A 16,346-nucleotide genomic window follows, 5' to 3' on the forward strand; every position below is an offset into this window, starting at 1 on the left:
AGTTTAATTTTAGAAACATTGAAGCCCACCGCCAGTCGCCGCAGGAGTGTGAAATGAAAGACGCGATAGTTGAATTCCGGGACGTCCGGAAGAGTTACGACGGGCACACGCCCGTCGTTGCTGGACTCAACCTCAGCATCCATCGAGGGGAGTTCCTTACGCTCCTTGGGCCCTCGGGATCCGGGAAAACCACAACGCTCATGATGCTCGCTGGGTTCGAAACCCCCAGCAGCGGCTCAATCTCTCTGGACGGAGCCGCAATTACCAGCGTCGCACCTCACAAGCGAAACATCGGAATGGTGTTCCAGAGCTACGCGCTCTTTCCACATCTGTCGGTGGCCGAAAATGTTGCTTATCCGCTGAAGGTTCGCAGAGTGTCGAGGGCCGAGATCGCTGAACGAGTGAGTGCCGTGCTCGATATGGTGAAACTGAAGGGGCTCGGCGACCGCCTTCCCGCCCAATTGTCGGGCGGGCAACGACAGCGTGTCGCACTTGCGCGCGCGATCGTCTTCGAGCCCCGCATCGTGTTGATGGATGAGCCACTTGGCGCGCTCGACAAGCAATTGCGGGAGCACATGCAGTATGAGATCAAACAACTGCATGCGCGCCTCGGCGTTACGATCGTCTACGTCACTCACGACCAAGGCGAAGCACTGACCATGTCTGACCGCATTGCAATCTTCAATGAGGGCATCGTTCAGCAACTCGCATCTCCCGTCGCCCTGTATGAGCAACCGAGAAACTCATTCGTAGCTTCGTTCATTGGCGAGAACAATCAGCTGTGCGGACGACTATCCGAAATCCGTTCCGAAAACTGGATCGTCGATAGCCCCGGTGTGGGCAGGCTTACTGCGAGCGGCGTCGGTGCCGCGGCCGCTATTGGCGATCTGATAAAGCTGTCCATCCGCCCGGAGCGAATTGTCCTTGGCCCGGAAGCCGATTCTCTGAATAACCGTTTCAACTGCCGCGTCACTGACCGAACCTATCAGGGCGACCACATCCGGGTACGACTCGCGCGCGACGAAGGTGACGGTTTGATCGCAAAACTTGCAAACAATCGCGACTGCGAACGTGTCCAAATCGGTGACATGGTGACCGTTGGCTTCCGTTCGGAAGACTGTATTGCGTTCCGCTCAGCCACGTGAGGTGAGAATGAACATGCCAGACACCGCCTATGTCCCGCCTGCGGCCCCTCCCGTGCACACCGATCGGCAATATCGGCACGTCAAGTTGCGCGCCCAGGTTCGCGCACTTCTTCTGATACTGCCGCTCGTTGCTTTCCTGGTCGCGTTCTTCTTGCTCCCGATCGCCCAGATGTTGTACCGCTCCGTTGACGCGAGTGCTGTTGCGCTGCCACTCGCCCAGGTTCACGCCGAGCTGGCTAACTGGAGCGGAGAAGGCGCACCGTCCGAAGGGGCATATAAAGCACTGGGAAAAGAACTGATGACGCTTGACGACCGCGACGAACTGGGGCAAGTCGCTCGCGAGTTGAGCTACAGGTACACGGGATTCGAAGGGCTGCTGCGCAAGACCGTGCGCCACTTGGAGGAATCCGGAGGTACTCCCGGTACTTGGAAAAGCAGATTCGTCGGCATCGATCCGCGGTGGGGCACGCCCGAGCCTTGGGGAGTGATCAAATATTCCTCCGGAAAAATCACTGCACAAAATCTGCTTGCCGCAGTGGACTTGCGCCAGACCGCGACCGGCAGTGTCGCTATTCAGCCTGAGGACCAGCGACTGTACCTCGCCGTTTTCACCAACACGCTCGTGATTTCCGTAAGCGCGACACTTGCATGCTTGCTCCTTGGGTTTCCGGTGGCACATCTGATCGCGACCGCGCGCAGACGCACTGCCACTGTGTTGATGATGCTCGTACTGCTTCCCTTCTGGACATCACTGCTGGTGCGCACTTCAGGATGGCTTGTCATTCTCCAGACCAATGGCCCGCTCGAAGACCTGCTTGTGTGGCTGCACGTGGTCGCAGATAGCGCTCGGCCACAATTGGCATATACACGTTTCGCCTCGATTGTCGCAATGACCCACATCCTCCTGCCGTTCATGATTCTTCCGCTGTACAGCGTGATGAAAGGGGTTTCCAAGGACTATGTCCGCGCCGCATGTTCCCTCGGTGCTGGACCTGTCAAGGCGTTCTTCTCGGTCTACATTCCTCAGGTCGTCCCTGGGATTGCCGCAGGAGCGATGATGGTTTTCATCTCGGCTCTCGGTTTCTATATCACACCCGCCCTTGTCGGCGGCAGTGAAGGACAGATGGTAGGGAACCTAATTGCCTATCACATGCAGTCCTCTCTGAACTGGGGCCTTGCTGCCGCGCTGTCAGTTGGCCTGCTGCTCCTGGTTGCAGACATCTTTTGGATGTTCAGGACGCTTGCCAGCGCCGAACTTGTTGGAGCTCCCAAATGATCCGGAAAACGTATTATTTTATTTGCGGTGCGGTGCTGTTCTTCATGATGGCACCAATTCTCATATGCATACCCCTTTCGTTCAATGCACAACGGTATTTGACGTTCACCCCAGGGATGCTGGCACTCCATCGTGACGCCTTTTCTTTGCGATGGTACGCAAGCTTCTTTGGATCCGAAGTCTGGCGCGATGCGATCGTGAATTCCATGATCGTGGGCTCACTGACTACACTCGTTGCGACGACGCTCGGAACCGTGGCCGCAATTGGACTCAGCCGGCAAGACACGCCGTTCAGAAAAGTCTTGTTGGCGCTGATTCTCTCACCGATGATTGTGCCGGTAATCGTGACAGCGGCTGGCATCTACTTCCTTTTCTCTCGCTGGGGCCTTACACAAAGCATTACCGGGCTTGTAATCGCGCACACCATTGTCGCAGTTCCACTCGTCGTCATCACGGTCAGTGCGGCGCTGTCCCGCTTCGACTACGACCTCGTAAAGGCTTCACTCAGTCTTTCAGCATCGCCAATTGAAACGTTCTTCCGAGTAACCTTACCGCTCATCGCACCGGGTGTTGCGTCGGGTGCCATCTTTGCATTCGCTACATCACTGGACGAAGTGGTGATGGCACTCTTCATCGCCGGCGTCGACCAGCGGACGATCCCATTGATCATGTGGAGCGGAATCCGCGAAGAGTTGAGCCCCACGATCCTCGCAGCGGCCGTAATTCTCACAATGTTTTCGATATGCATGCTGCTGACGGTTGAATACCTGCGTGCATGGTCCTCGAAGTTCAGCAACGCTTGATAATTGAGTGGAGAACCTGGTAATGAACACCCCCCGAACAATGCGTGCCGTATTGCTCACTGGTCACGGCGGTCTTGATAAGCTTGAGTACCACGAAGATGTCCCGACCCCTCGTCCCGGAAAAGGCGAGGTCCTGATCCGCGTCGGGGCCTGCGGTGTCAATAACACTGACTTGAATACACGCACCGGCTGGTATAGCCCGAACGTCCGTTCAGGTATGACGGAAGAAATTGGCAGCAAGGGCATCGCCCCTGACACCGCAGATCTGGGCAATTGGGACCGTTCGAGTCTTGCGTTTCCCCGGATTCAGGGTGCGGCAATCGCAGGCCGCATCATCGAAGTTGGTGACGGGGTTGACACGCAACGGATCGGTGACCGCGTGATGGTAGACCCGGTCATTCGTGACCCGTCTGCTCCGTTGCGCGAAGAAGGAGTCCGCTTCATTGGCAGTGAGTGTGACGGTGGGTATGCGGAGTACGCAGTAGTTCCGGTCGAAAATGCCTTCACGGTGAATGCGGACATCTCGTATGTCGAAATGGCCACCTTCCCTTGTGCTTTCACCACAGCCGAGGAAATGCTCGAGCGAGCTCGCCTGAAAGCCGGTGAGGTCGTCGTCATCACGGGAGCTGCGGGCGGGGTTGGTAGCGCGAACGTGCAACTGGCCAAGCGTCGCGGCTGTGTGGTGATTGCAATTGCCGGTCAGGGCAAACGGGCCAAAATTCTAGAATTGGGCGCCGACCATTTCGTTCCCCGCGAAAGCCTTGATATGGTGGCGGAAATTGAGAAGATTGTGGGCCCTCGTGGTGTTGACGTTGTTGCGGACGTGGTCGGCGGAGATTCCATTACGGGGCTGTTGCGTGTGCTTAAGCGCGGCGGCAGGTACACCACGGGCGGGGCGATTGCAGGGCCAATTTCTGAAGTAGATTTGCGTGACCTGATCTACAAGGACCTTGAGATGTACGGCATCGCGAATCCGGTTGCTCATACGACCAGTAACCTTGTGCAATACATTGAAAGCGGGGAGATCAAGGCAATGGTGGACAAGACCTTCCCCCTTGCGCAATTGCGCGATGCACAAGCCGAGTTCATGAAAAAGTCGCACGTGGGCAAAATTGTCATTGACGTGGACGCCTCGGCGTAAGCGCCTCTTACATCTTGGACAGACGGCCCCGCGAAGGGGCCGTTTTCAATTCCCCGGAAATCCATACCCATGACTTTATTTGTTAAGTCGATTCCGTATCTTCGTTTGGCGCGCGTTGATAAGCCAGTCGGGACCCTACTCTTGCTATGGCCAACGTTGGGCGCGCTTTTGATTGCTGCGGAGGGGCATCCATCGCATCATCTGCTGGCAACATTCATACTAGGAACCTTCCTGATGCGTTCGGCAGGATGTGTCGCGAATGATCTTGCCGACGAGCGCTTTGATGCTCATGTCGCGAGGACGAGGCAACGTCCACTTGCATCCGGCGTAATATCGCGCAGGCAGGCCCGGAGGTTTCTCTTGTTATTGCTGGCACTGGCGGCCCTGCTCCTGCTTCCTTTGAATTCCTTGACCGGCTTGTATGCTCTCGGCGCATCTGCAATTGCTCTGTGCTACCCGTTTGGTAAGCGCATCTTCGGGGTACCCCAAACGGTACTCGGCGTTGCGTTCAGTTTTGGCATCCCGATGGCTTTTGCGGCCGTCCTGGGTTCTGTACCATCGGTCGCGTGGTGGTTGTGCGCCGCGAACATGTTCTGGGTCGTCGGTTACGATACTGCATATGCGATGGTCGACCGGACAGACGACCTTCGGATAGGCGTGAGAAGCAGCGCGATTACCTTCGGAAGGTACGAAGTGCTAGCTTCCGGGCTCTGCTTCGCCGCCTATCTCGCCATATTTGCCGCACTGGCTATCGTTTTGTCGTGGGGCATCGCCTTCTGGCTCGGCTGGGCGGGTGCGCTTGGGTGCGTCGTCGATCAGTACTGCAAGATTCGGTCCCGTGATCCGGCGCGATGTTTCCTGGCGTTCAATCGCGCTCACCGTGCAGGCTTGTGTATCGTGGTGGGCCTTGCAGTTGCTTTGATCTGACTCAGACCGAAAGTACGTCCCCACGAGCGATATCTTCTCTTTGGGGACGCGTCGCCTGCAACCATCTGATTAATATTCAGTCCTATCAAGTGACGGATTTGCGAGCCGATACACCGTCAACGTCAGCGCCCTGGCCCCCCATGCTAATTCATCGGGAGTTGACAGCTCCGCCGGATGATGGCTCAGCCCGTCTTTGCTCGGGATGAACAGCATTCCCGTTGGACAATGTTCCGCCAGATACATCGAATCGTGAAAGGCGCCAGACAGAAGCTCTCGCCAGGGTTGTCCGCAGTAGTCAGCTGCTTCGGCGAGAGACGCCCTGATTCTCTCAGAAAACGGTGTCGGCTTATGCTGCATCAACTGTTCGAGCGAAATCGAACATGGGGATTGTCGTTGCGTCCATGAACGAAAGATGGCCTCGAAGTCATCAAGGACATCATCAGACGGGTGCCGAAGGTCAATTGTGAAACTTACTTCACTCGCGATGGTGTTGGTCGCCCCAGGTGAAACCTCGAAGCGCCCGACGGTCAAGCGCAAATTATCGTCACCTATGTCGGCGGCAGAGTATGCCTGCTGTACAAGCTCGGTCGCTATCAGGACCGCATCTTTCCGGAACTCCCTGGGTGTTGTGCCAGCGTGGGAGGTCCGTCCCTTGACGAAAATCCGGAACCACCGCACTCCCTGAATTCCACTTACTACACCAAGCATTTTGCCGTCGCGCTCGAGCACCGGACCTTGCTCGATATGTGCCTCTAGGAACGCGGAAAACGGACGTTTCAGCGGAACAAGCGGTATAGCGTCGAGCGCCGCTGCAGCGTCATCTAATGCGTCAGAGAACCGCCCGCCTGCGGAGTCAGCGCTCTCCCGGAAGGATGGGAGGAGTTCTGGGCGGACGAACGCGGCCGAGCCCATCGAACCAGGCGCGAACCGGCAACCCTCCTCGTTTGTCCAGATCGCAACTTCGATAGGGAGTTCTGTAGTCGCCCCCGCGTCATTCAGGGCAGCCAACATTTCGAGGCCTGCGCATACGCCGTAGGCCCCGTCGAACTTGCCACCGGTGGGTTGTGTATCGATATGACTTCCGGTCACCACCGGCGGAGCTTCCGTCAATCCGGGACGACGAAAGAAAACATTGGCCGCTTCATCGCGGTAGACCTCGCATCCCATCTCAACGGCAATCTGCGCCAGAAATTTACGGGCTGCCACGTCCTGCGGCGTAAGCGCCTGCCGATTGACACCACCTCCGTCTGATTTGCCGATCTCGGCCAGCGAAGAAACCAGGGTCGCAAGTCGCTCTTGCGATACGTGGCCAGTGAGGCGGTTCAAGAATGTGGAGTTCATCTGCGACACCTGAGGAGAGTAGTAGTTGCCCGTCTCCGTCGGATCCGCGGAAACGGCTCGAAAATTTCTTTTTGCCACTAGCAATTTCCAAAAATCCTTGCTAGATTCCATTTAACGGAAGTCTAGTGAACAAAGTGAAATTTTGCAACGACCCAAACCCCCAGAGGAAACGCGATGAACTCAACTGCAGACCAATTTCTCGACTCAGGTGTCGTCCCTCGTTTCGCCGAACCGGCGACGTTTATGCGTGCGCCTTACGCACGCGACCTTGATAACGTAGACATCGCGCTCGTCGGTGTTCCGTACGATCTTGGCTGCACGAACCGCAACGGTGCGCGACAAGGGCCTGCACAAGTCAGGGAAATGTCGCGACTTATTCGAAAGATCAACCCACAAAGCGGAATTTGCCCCTTCGAACTGCAACGAGTCGTCGACATCGGGGATGCGCCCGTCAACCCGCTTGACAACGCACAGACCTTGGACGCGATTACGGCCTACTATGCGCGGCTTCGTGATCGTGGCATCTCCGCGATCTCATGCGGCGGCGACCACACGGTCACCTATCCCATTCTTCGTGGATTGGCGCCGAAGGGGCAGAAGTTGGGCGTCATCCACTTCGATGCCCATTCCGATACGCTTGACGAACTCTACGGGAGCCGCATCAACCACGGCACCGTGTTTCGCCGTGGTGTTGAGGACGGCATCATTGACCCAAAGCGCGTGATCCAGATCGGTCTGCGCGGTACACGCTTCAGCGAAAGTGACATCCAGTACGCCTACGACGCCGGCATGGCAGTCGTTACGATGGACGACTATGAAGAGATGGGGCGTGCTGCGGTCATCAATAAGATGCTTGAGACAGTGGCTGGCGGCCCCGTCTACATCACATTCGATATCGATGGGCTAGACCCGGTCTACGCGATCGGCACCGGTGCTCCTGAACCGGGCGGACTTTCGATGCGCGACTGTCAGGTCATCATTCGTAGCGCGCTGGGCCTGGACGTTATCGGTGGCGACGTTTGCGAAGTCGCTCCCCTGCTGGACCCGTCCGGTCATACAGCCATCAATGCTGCAAATCTGATGTTCGAGATCCTGTGTGTGACCGCACATGCCAAGTCGAACGCAAAACGCTAACCGACCCGGATCGATAATCATGGCGCAAACTGCTAAACATGACGGCGCTCTGTCGGACTTTCCTATCGGCGGCCCACAAGATCTGTTCTACAGCCGTAAAAACACCAAGGATTTGCCTACGATCGTAAGGGGTGAAGGGATCTACCTTTGGAACGACGCGGGCGACAGGTTTATTGATGTCTCGTCTGGTGCAATCGTTAGCAACATCGGACAGGGAAACGAACGCGTGTTGCGGGCGATGTACGAACAAGGAAAGAAATTGTCCTTCAGCTACGTGCGCGTATCCCGCCACGAGCCGAACGCAGAACTCTCACGCAAGGTAGCAGTGCTTGCAGGCCCTGGTTTTGAACGGTGTCACTTCACATCTGGCGGCTCTGAGGCCAACGAAATGGCCATCAAGTTCTGTCGTCAGTATGCGTTCGCCAAAGGCATGCACCAAAAGACACGCATCATTTCGTGCATGCCGTCTTACCACGGCGGAACGCTTGGCACCATCGCAATAACGGGCGATCTGGACTTCGCCCCGATCTACGGTGACATGGTCCAGTTCTCGGAGAAAATCCCAACGCCGTTCACCTACCGGCACCCCGAGGGCATGAGCGTAGTCGAGTACGCAATGCAGTGTGCCCATGAACTGGAAGCAGCCATTCTTCGCCTTGGCGCCGAAAATACCCTCTGCTTTATCTTCGAACCGATTGGCGGTCTCTCGACCGGCGCGAATGTCCCGCCCCCTGAGTACTTCGCTGAAATTCGACGGATCTGCACGAAATATGGCGTCTTCCTCATCTTCGACGAAGTCATGTGCGGTGCCGGCAGAACAGGAAAATTCCTCGCCAACAGTCATTGGCCGGATGCAAAGCCTGACTTGGTCGTTCTCGCCAAGGGGTTAGCTTCCGGATATACGCCTCTTGGGGCAGTTCTGGCGCCCGCAACGCTCGTCGATGAACTGGCGGGACTCACTGGGTTCAATCTGGCGCACACCTACAATGCCAACCCGATTACCTGTGCCGGCGCGTGCGCGGTTCTCGACGAGACCGTTGAAAACGACATCATCGGTAACGCCTCTCGAGTCGGCGATTATCTGCTGGAGCGCCTGCTGGCTCTGAAGGAAAGTTCGCCGATCATCGGGGATGTACGCGGAAAAGGCATGTTGACCGCCGTGGAAATGGTGAAGAACAAGGAAACGCGCGAAATGCTTCCTGCGGAAATGATGGCTGCTGACCGCGTTCGCCAGATCGGTATGAAACATGGCCTTTTGATTTATGCACGTCGCACCAGCGGTGGTCGCTTTGGAGAGTGGTTCATGACTGCGCCCCCACTGACCATGACTGCCACTCAGGTCGACGACATGATGGAACGACTGGAGATTACGTTGGCCGAGTTTACCGATGAGCTGTACCGCGCCGGTGCCTTATAGGGAGAGGAAGCATGTCAATTGCTTACAGCGACTATCAAAATTTGAAGTTCGACCGACCATCGCCGGGTGTACTTCTAGTGACAATCAACAGGCCAGAAAAGTACAACGCAACCGATGAGCGGCTACATTGGGAATTGAGCAAGGTCTGGCTCACGATCGGTGACGACGCCGAGACACGCGCGGTCGTCATCACGGGCGCGGGTAAAGCCTTCTGTGCGGGAGGCGACCTCGACATGGTCAAACGCAACCTGGAGGACTATTGGGGCGTTCTTCGGACCGGTCAGGAAGCGCTCGATATCGTGAATAATATGATGAGCCTTGAAAAGCCCATCATTTCCGCAATCAATGGCGTCGCGGTAGGCGCCGGCCTCGCCACCGCATTGACAGCCGACATCAGCATCATCTCGGAGAAGGCGAGGCTGAGCGATGGCCATACGCGCCTGGGTGTCGCCTCAGGTGATCATGCAGTCATGCTGTGGCCGTTGATGTGCGGCATGGCAAAGGCCAAATACCACCTTCTGCTTGCCGATTTCATCGATGGTCCGGAAGCCGAAAGGATCGGCCTTGTCAGTCTGTGCGTACCACACGAGCAGCTGCTCGAGCGTGCCCTGTCTGTCGCAGACACCTTGAGCAGAGGCAGTCAGCTATCCATTCGCTGGACAAAACGCGCCCTGAATCATTGGTACAAACCTGTTGCGCCGATCTTTGACCTTTCAGTCGCCATGGAAATGCTGAATTTCGTCGACGAGGACGCGCGCGAAGGCATTCAGTCTGTCAAGGAAAAGCGCGAGGCGAGCTTCCCTTCTTCCGAGCGGGGTACATACCAGGAAGCCGGTTGCGGAAACAGGAATCGCATTATGAACGTTGGAGAATAATATGCACGCGGGTCACTGGGTTCAGCGGTCTGCGCTGCGCACACCGAACAACGTATTGTGGATTTCCGAAGACCGTAGAATTACGTACGCGGAGGGCGCGAGCCGGATTAATCGGCTTTCGAATGCTATTCTTGAGAGCGGGGGGAAAGGCGCACGAGTGGCGATTCTGTGCTCCAACCGGTTTGAGGGACTCGAAGCGTTTCTGGCGACAATGTCAGCCGGATGTGCGGCCGTCCCCATGAATCCCCGCCTTCATGTCCAAGAGTACCAGTTTCTCATTTCGGACTCCGAAGCTTGTATCGTAATTTACAGTGAAGATTTCGCCGCTCATGTCGACGAGCTAAAATCACTGGTACCGCAGGTCATGCTTTGGGTGTGCATCGGCAGCAAAAATTGCATTGCGGACACTGACTACGAGGATTTGCTGCTGCAGTTCCCCGCCACGCCACCCAACGTCGTCATCGACCCGGATGACATCGCCTGGCTATTCTATACGTCGGGGACGACCGGAAAGCCTAAGGGTGCGATGGAAACGCATCGGAACCTCGTTACGATGTGCCAGCAGTTCTTGTTGGGCGTTGTCCCGGATGTCTCTCCCAACGATGTCATGTTTCACGTCGCGCCGATATCACATGGAACTGCCAGTTGCATGATGCCTCACCTAGCGGTCGGTGCGGCCAACGCATTCCCGTTATCGAAAAGCTTCAAAGCGGAGAAGGTGTTCGAGGCCATTGAAAAGTACCGCGTGACCTCGACGTTTATGGCGCCGACGATGATTACGATGTTACTGCAGTCCGATTCGCACACCGGATACAACCTGTCGTCGCTGAAGAACGTCATCTATGGCGGCGGCCCCATGTACGTCAATCAGCTCCAGAAGTCACTCGACGTCTTTGGCAACGTCTTCGTCCAGATTTATGGACAGGGCGAGGCACCCATGACCGTCGCATCACTGCCGAAGGCGGCGCATATGGTCGGCGACGATGAAGCAAAGATCAAACGACTTGCTTCGTGTGGCCGTGAGATGCCAGGTGTGCGCATTGCGATTCTGGACGACAACGACACGGAAGTGGGCGTTGGCGAGTTTGGAGAAGTCTGTGTGCGCAGCGACCTCGTCATGAAAGGCTACTGGAATCGTCCCGAGGCAACGGCCGAGACGCTACGCAACGGCTGGCTACACACCGGCGATGTCGGCTACCTGGACAACGAGGGATATCTCTTTCTGACCGACCGCAAGAAAGATCTCATCATTTCCGGTGGCTCGAACATCTACCCACGCGAAGTCGAAGAGGTCATTTGCTCCCACCCCGCGGTGGCAGAAGTCGCAGTGGTGGGTGTGCCCGATGACGTATGGGGAGAACTCGTCAAGGCGGTCGTCGTGTTGCGTTCTGGTCACCACCTAGACGCTGCGGGGATCATCGAGCATTGCAAGGCGCATATGGCCTCTTATAAGAAGCCGTCGGTCGTGCAGTTCATTGATGAGTTACCCAAGAATGCTACGGGCAAAGTGCTCAAACGGGAACTCCGAAGCACCGCTTGTGAGTGAAAGTCGCCATTGTCCGACTCCATCGGACAATGGTCAGGTCTCTGCTCACCGCTTCCGCGATATGCACGCGAAACGACGCAACAACAAGGCAACCAAACAGGGACGGACAGGTATGCCGACGCAGACAACAGGTGAGAAAGCCGGGCGGCTAGAAAGAGTCGCTGTCATTCTCGAAGCCATTTCGACTTCATCGGCCGGCCTGTCCCTCGCTGAGATCTCGTCTAGGACACAATTGCCTATGCCATCGGCTCACCGACTGCTCAATGGTATGGTTGAGGCTGGGTTTGTGGCTGGTCAGCGAGGCAGGTCCAACTATTTCATTGGCCCTCGAATACTCGACCTCTTTCGCAGCAACGTGACAGGCACATCCACAAAAGCACTTGCCCGTCGCGAAATACAGGTGGTGGCGAACCGCTTTGGTGAAGTTGGATATTTGGCGAAGATTTCCGGGGAAAAGATCGAACTGGTTGTGATAGTGCCGCCGGAGGATCCGACCCGTACCCTCGTCTACCCCGGTGCCGACTTCCCGGTTCATGCAACCTCAACAGCAAAAGCTCTCGTAGCTTTTCAACCAGAAGGTTTGGTTAACCGTTTCGTATCGGGCCACCATGAGAAATTCAGGCCCAACACCGTAACCGATCCCGCAAAGGTCAAGGCAGGTCTCAGGGCAGTGCAAGCTGCGGGATATGCGATCAACGATGATGAGTATGACGCAGGCGTGTTCTCGATAAGCTGTCCGATTGAGATTGAGGGCGCGGGTGTACTGTACGCGATTGGCCTCGTTGGCTTGAAGGAGCGGTTGTTGATGGCGTTCCCACAAGACCGTATAGTGACCTCCCTCCTTTCAACGGCGCAAAGACTGTCTCGATTGCTTGCCCGACCGTGACCCCTGCCCCTTGTTTCCGAACAGTCTGACCAAGCTGTTGTCTCCCTCGTAGGCCTGCGAGTTGAAGGATTTCGCCATTTGGACCGGCCAGCCCTTCGTAGGCGACTTCGAGCCATAATTTGTGGCAACCAAGGAAGTCAGTATGAGCAGCAAGCGGTACACGGAGGAGTTCAAGATCGAAGTGACCTGAGGCGGAATCTTGTGACCAATCAGGCAGTGAGTCTCGCGTCGATATCCTCATTAAAACGAGGTTCGCACACCGGCCGTCACGGCCCACGGATCGAACCCCGGCGTCACGGTCGCCGCCGCGTTGCTCAGCAATGCGAATCCTTGAGTCGAATGTCTGTTGTTCAGGATCGTCGTCGCGAAGCCATACAGTTGCGTACGCTTCGACAGGTAGTACACGTAGCCGGCATTGCACGCCGTCGCGCGCGCATCGCCGTTCTCGATACGCCTGGACACACCGACGTTGATGTCGCCAAGCCCGACGCGCACGCGTGCGTTGAGCAGCGCTGCGGACGCAAACCACCCAGTGCCGTCAGTACGCTTCGAATACACGTAATTCCCGCCCACCACCACGCGGCCGAAATCGTATGCGGCGGTCAGCACATGCGTGAGCTGCGACGACGCGTCGGATGCCGTCGCGCTCGCGTAGTACTGGTAGCGGTTGAAACCGTAGCCGACCAGCACGCCGTTCTTCGCGTACTGGATGTTCGCGCCGACGTTGCGCGCGTTCAGCGTCTGCCCCGCAGGATCCTGCGCGCCGAACGAATAACCGATCTCGCTCGACCAGCCGCCGAGCGTTTCCGGCGTCCGGTAGCGCACCGCGTTCCGGTAGAACCCGCCTGTGCCGCTCGAACCGAGCGTCGTCGTGTGTTCGAGCGACATGATCGCGGCCGGATTCGCGAGCCCGTACGTGCCGACGTCGGACGCGAGAAACACCCAGTAGATCGGCAGGTACAGATAGCCTGCGTCGACGCTGCCGAACGGCCCCGACAGCCCGACCGATGCGCCGCGATTGAACTGCGTCGCACCGCCGCCCATCCCCGTGTAGATGTTGAAGCCCGTTTCAAGCCGGAAGTTCGCGCGATAGCCGCCGCCGAGATCTTCCTTGCCGAGCAGCCCAAAGCGCGATGCCTGCAAGTTGCCGCTCGCCGCCGATGCCATCGCGCCGGTCGTGCTGTTGAAGCGGCCATATTGCACGGCTGCATCGACGATGCCGTACATGACCAGCGTCGACTGCGCGTGCGCGGTGTGGCTGGCGCAAGCGAGCGCGACGGCACCCGCCGTGCGCAGCCCGGTTTTCAGCCGGGGCGTGAAGCGAAGGCGCCAGCGCAATGCGGCGGCGCGGCGAACGGGACGGATGGCGGCAGTACGGGAAGCGAGTCGGTTCATGACAGCGGCTCTGCGAGGCGAGTGGAGTATGGATTCAGCGGGTGAAGGAAACCGGGTGCGCGATGTCGGCGACCTGGATCGCACGCGGAATGACGTTCGCTCGACGGAACGTATCCGCAACGCGTTGCTGCGCGCCGAGCACGGTCGAATTGACGGGCAGCAGCCCGAATGCGGATCGAGCGAGATAGCGCTCGACGACGGTTTGGGGCACGCCGATCTCGCGAGCAATCAACTGCGCGGCGTCGCTGCGATGAGCGGCCGTCCACGCGTCGCCGCGCGCGACCTCCGACAGCACATCCGACAACACCTCGGGGTGGGCCTTCGCGAAATCCGGCGCACCGAGAAAGAAGCTGTACGGCTGCACGATGCCCGACGCGTAGTCGGCGATCGTGCGAACGCCGAGCGTCTGCTGGACGACCGCGAGATACGGATCCCAGATGACCCATGCGTCGACCTTGCCGCCCTCGAAGGCCGCACGTGCATCGGCCGGCGACAGGAACGCGGGCTTGATGTCCGCGTAGGTCAGTCCGGCTTTTTCGAGCGCGGCGACGATCAGGTAGTTCGAACTCGATCCGCGTGCGAATGCAACCGTCCGCCCCTTCAGGTCGGCGACCGATTTCAGCGGCGAGCCGTCGAGCACGATAATGGCCTCGTTGTGCGGGCCGGCTGGTTCGGCCGCCAGGTAGACGATCCGGCTGCCCGCCGCCTGCGCGAAGATCGGCGGCGGCGAGCCCGTGTATCCGAGATCGATCGAGCCGGCATTCATCGCCTCGAGCAGCGGCGGCCCGGCCGGGAATTCGGTCCATGCGATGTCGAAGCCGCGCGCGGCGAGCGGCTTGTCGAGCGAGCGCTGCGCCTTCAGCAGCGTGAGCGGCGTGCCCTTCTGGTAGCCGATGCGCAGCGTGCGGCCGGTGTCGGCATGCGCGCCGCCGGTGAATGGCGTAGCGAACGCGGCCACGGCTGCAGCCTGTGCGATGCGGAGAAACGAACGTCGGGAAAACTTCATGATCGGAGGTTCCTTATCGGATGGAATCGACGGGACGAATGCGTGCACTACGCACGCACCGGTCGCTGCAGCCCAAGATGCTCGCGCAACGTGCGGCCGGCGTAGGCCGTGCGGAACAGCCCACGCCGCTGCAACTCGGGCACGACGAGCGAACAGAACGCATCGAGGCCGCCCGGCAGTTCGGCCGGCATCACGTTGAAGCCGTCCGCCGCGTCGCGCTCGAACCACGTCTGCATCAGGTCGGCCACGGTTGTCGCACTGCCGACCACCGTCACGTGCCCGCGCCCGGCCGCGATGCGCAGCACCAGTTCGCGGATCGTCAGGCGCTCGTCGCCGGCCAGCGCGGTCAGGAGTGCCTGGCGGCTGCGCTGGCCGCTGTCCGTGAGCGGCAAATCGGGCAATGGACCGTCGAGCGGATAGCCGGACAGGTCGAAGTTGCCGAGCATCCGCGCAAGCATCGCGACGCCCGCGACCGGATCGACGAGCGCCTGCAGCGCGTCGAAGCGCTCGCGCGCCTCGTCGTCGGTACGCGCGACGACGACCGACAGGCCCGGCATGATCTTCAGGTCGCCCGGCGCACGGCCCGCAGCCACCGCACGCTCCTTCATGTCGCGATAGAACGCCTGCGCGGCGTCCAGCCGTGCGTGCGCGGTGAACACGACGTCGGCCGTCTGCGCGGCGAGGTCGCACCCCGCCTCCGATGCGCCCGCCTGCACGACGACGGGCCATCCCTGCACCGGGCGCGGCACGTTGAGCGGCCCCGCCACGGAGAAATGCGGGCCGCGGTGATCGAGTACGCGCAGCGTGGACGCGTCGTAGTACGCGCCGCTCGCCTTGTCGCGCACGAAGCTGTCGTCGGCCCAGCTGTCCCACAGGCCCGTCACGACGCGATGGAATTCCCGGGCGCGCGCATAGCGCTCGTCGTGACCGACGTGTTCGGCGCGGCCGAAATTGCGCGCCTCCGCCGCGTTGTCGGACGTCACGAGATTCCAGCCGGCCCGCCCGCCGCTGATGTGGTCGAGCGACGCGAACTTGCGCGCGATGTGATACGGCTCGTTGTAGGTCGTCGTCGCCGTCGCGATCAGGCCGATGCGTTCCGTGACCGCGGCGAGCGCGGGCAGCAGCGTCAGCGGATCGAGCCGGTCAGAACGTGCCGAGCGCGCGGCGCCATCACCCACGTTCGCGGCGACGCTGTCCGCGACGAAAATCGCGTCGAAGCACGCGCGCTCGGCCATGCTGGCCAGCGCCGCATACGCACGAAAATCCGTGCCGCCATCGGCCTGCACGTCCAGATGCCGCCACGCGGCTGCATGGTGTCCGGTCTCCATCAGAAAGGCCCCGAGGTGCATGAGGCGGGAAGCTGTCGTCATCCGATATCCTGTCGTGAAGGCAGCGCCCCACCACCGGGCCACACATCGTTTCGTGCTGGCGACCTCGCTTGGTTAGCGCTAACA

14 protein-coding genes are annotated in these 16,346 nt (G+C 58.9%); 10 read left to right on the plus strand and 4 right to left on the minus strand.

From position 1 onward, the window contains the following. Positions 1-53 precede the first annotated feature (53 nt). The 5 genes from G3N64_RS00330 to ubiA all read left to right on the plus strand — a co-directional run bounded on the left by G3N64_RS00330 (position 54) and on the right by ubiA (position 5,292). The gene (locus tag G3N64_RS00330; protein ID WP_205781806.1) at positions 54-1,145 is read left to right on the plus strand and encodes an ABC transporter ATP-binding protein; all 1,092 of its coding nucleotides are present in this window, start codon (positions 54-56) and stop codon (positions 1,143-1,145) included. Positions 1,146-1,158: 13 nt separating this feature from the next. Then, positions 1,159-2,421, plus strand: coding sequence for an ABC transporter permease (locus G3N64_RS00335; protein ID WP_205781807.1), 1,263 nt, complete (start codon positions 1,159-1,161; stop codon positions 2,419-2,421). Then, on the plus strand, positions 2,418-3,224 hold the full coding sequence (locus G3N64_RS00340; RefSeq protein ID WP_205781808.1) for an ABC transporter permease: 807 nt from the start codon (positions 2,418-2,420) through the stop codon (positions 3,222-3,224). The genes G3N64_RS00335 and G3N64_RS00340 overlap by 4 nt, the downstream gene beginning before the upstream one ends. 22 nt (positions 3,225-3,246) lie before the next feature. Beyond that, positions 3,247-4,365, plus strand: a complete 1,119-nt coding sequence (locus G3N64_RS00345) for an alcohol dehydrogenase family protein (protein WP_241020690.1) — start codon at positions 3,247-3,249, stop codon at positions 4,363-4,365. A gap of 69 nt (positions 4,366-4,434) precedes the next feature. Continuing rightward, a complete protein-coding gene (gene ubiA, locus G3N64_RS00350) occupies positions 4,435-5,292 on the plus strand; it encodes a 4-hydroxybenzoate octaprenyltransferase (protein WP_205781809.1) in 858 nt (285 codons plus the stop codon). A gap of 69 nt (positions 5,293-5,361) precedes the next feature. On the opposite strand, the gene G3N64_RS00355 is transcribed toward ubiA, so the two are convergent. Then, positions 5,362-6,633, minus strand: a complete 1,272-nt coding sequence (locus tag G3N64_RS00355; protein ID WP_205781810.1) for a M20 family metallo-hydrolase — start codon at positions 6,631-6,633, stop codon at positions 5,362-5,364. 174 nt (positions 6,634-6,807) lie between these two features. Here G3N64_RS00355 and speB point away from each other — a divergent pair, with 174 nt between their 5' ends. From speB to G3N64_RS00380, 5 genes are all read left to right on the plus strand, one after another. Further along, complete coding sequence (gene speB, locus G3N64_RS00360; protein ID WP_205781811.1) at positions 6,808-7,767, plus strand: agmatinase; 960 nt, start codon at positions 6,808-6,810, stop codon at positions 7,765-7,767. 19 nt (positions 7,768-7,786) lie between these two features. Next, positions 7,787-9,184, plus strand: coding sequence for an aminotransferase class III-fold pyridoxal phosphate-dependent enzyme (locus tag G3N64_RS00365; RefSeq protein WP_205781812.1), 1,398 nt, complete (start codon positions 7,787-7,789; stop codon positions 9,182-9,184). Between the two features lie 17 nt (positions 9,185-9,201). After that, positions 9,202-10,059: an enoyl-CoA hydratase/isomerase family protein gene (locus tag G3N64_RS00370; RefSeq protein ID WP_205781886.1), complete on the plus strand. Its 858-nt coding sequence runs from the start codon at positions 9,202-9,204 to the stop codon at positions 10,057-10,059. A gap of 1 nt (position 10,060) precedes the next feature. Beyond that, on the plus strand, positions 10,061-11,605 hold the full coding sequence (locus tag G3N64_RS00375; RefSeq protein WP_205781813.1) for a long-chain-fatty-acid--CoA ligase: 1,545 nt from the start codon (positions 10,061-10,063) through the stop codon (positions 11,603-11,605). 112 nt (positions 11,606-11,717) lie between these two features. Next, positions 11,718-12,491: an IclR family transcriptional regulator gene (locus tag G3N64_RS00380; RefSeq protein ID WP_205781814.1), complete on the plus strand. Its 774-nt coding sequence runs from the start codon at positions 11,718-11,720 to the stop codon at positions 12,489-12,491. Between the two features lie 240 nt (positions 12,492-12,731). Here the strand turns inward: G3N64_RS00380 and G3N64_RS00385 are convergent, their stop codons facing one another. The 3 genes from G3N64_RS00385 to G3N64_RS00395 are packed head-to-tail and all read right to left on the minus strand — an operon-like array spanning position 12,732 to position 16,262. Next, positions 12,732-13,886 (minus strand): porin, encoded by a 1,155-nt coding sequence (locus G3N64_RS00385; RefSeq protein WP_205781815.1) that lies wholly within the window; start codon positions 13,884-13,886, stop codon positions 12,732-12,734. Positions 13,887-13,920: 34 nt separating this feature from the next. Then, positions 13,921-14,892, minus strand: coding sequence for a sulfonate ABC transporter substrate-binding protein (locus G3N64_RS00390; protein WP_205781816.1), 972 nt, complete (start codon positions 14,890-14,892; stop codon positions 13,921-13,923). 47 nt (positions 14,893-14,939) lie between these two features. After that, positions 14,940-16,262, minus strand: a complete 1,323-nt coding sequence (locus G3N64_RS00395; RefSeq protein ID WP_205781817.1) for an LLM class flavin-dependent oxidoreductase — start codon at positions 16,260-16,262, stop codon at positions 14,940-14,942. Positions 16,263-16,346: the final 84 nt, after the last annotated feature.

It is taken from the genome of Burkholderia sp. Ac-20344, assembly GCF_017104975.1.
GTDB lineage: Bacteria > Pseudomonadota > Gammaproteobacteria > Burkholderiales > Burkholderiaceae > Burkholderia.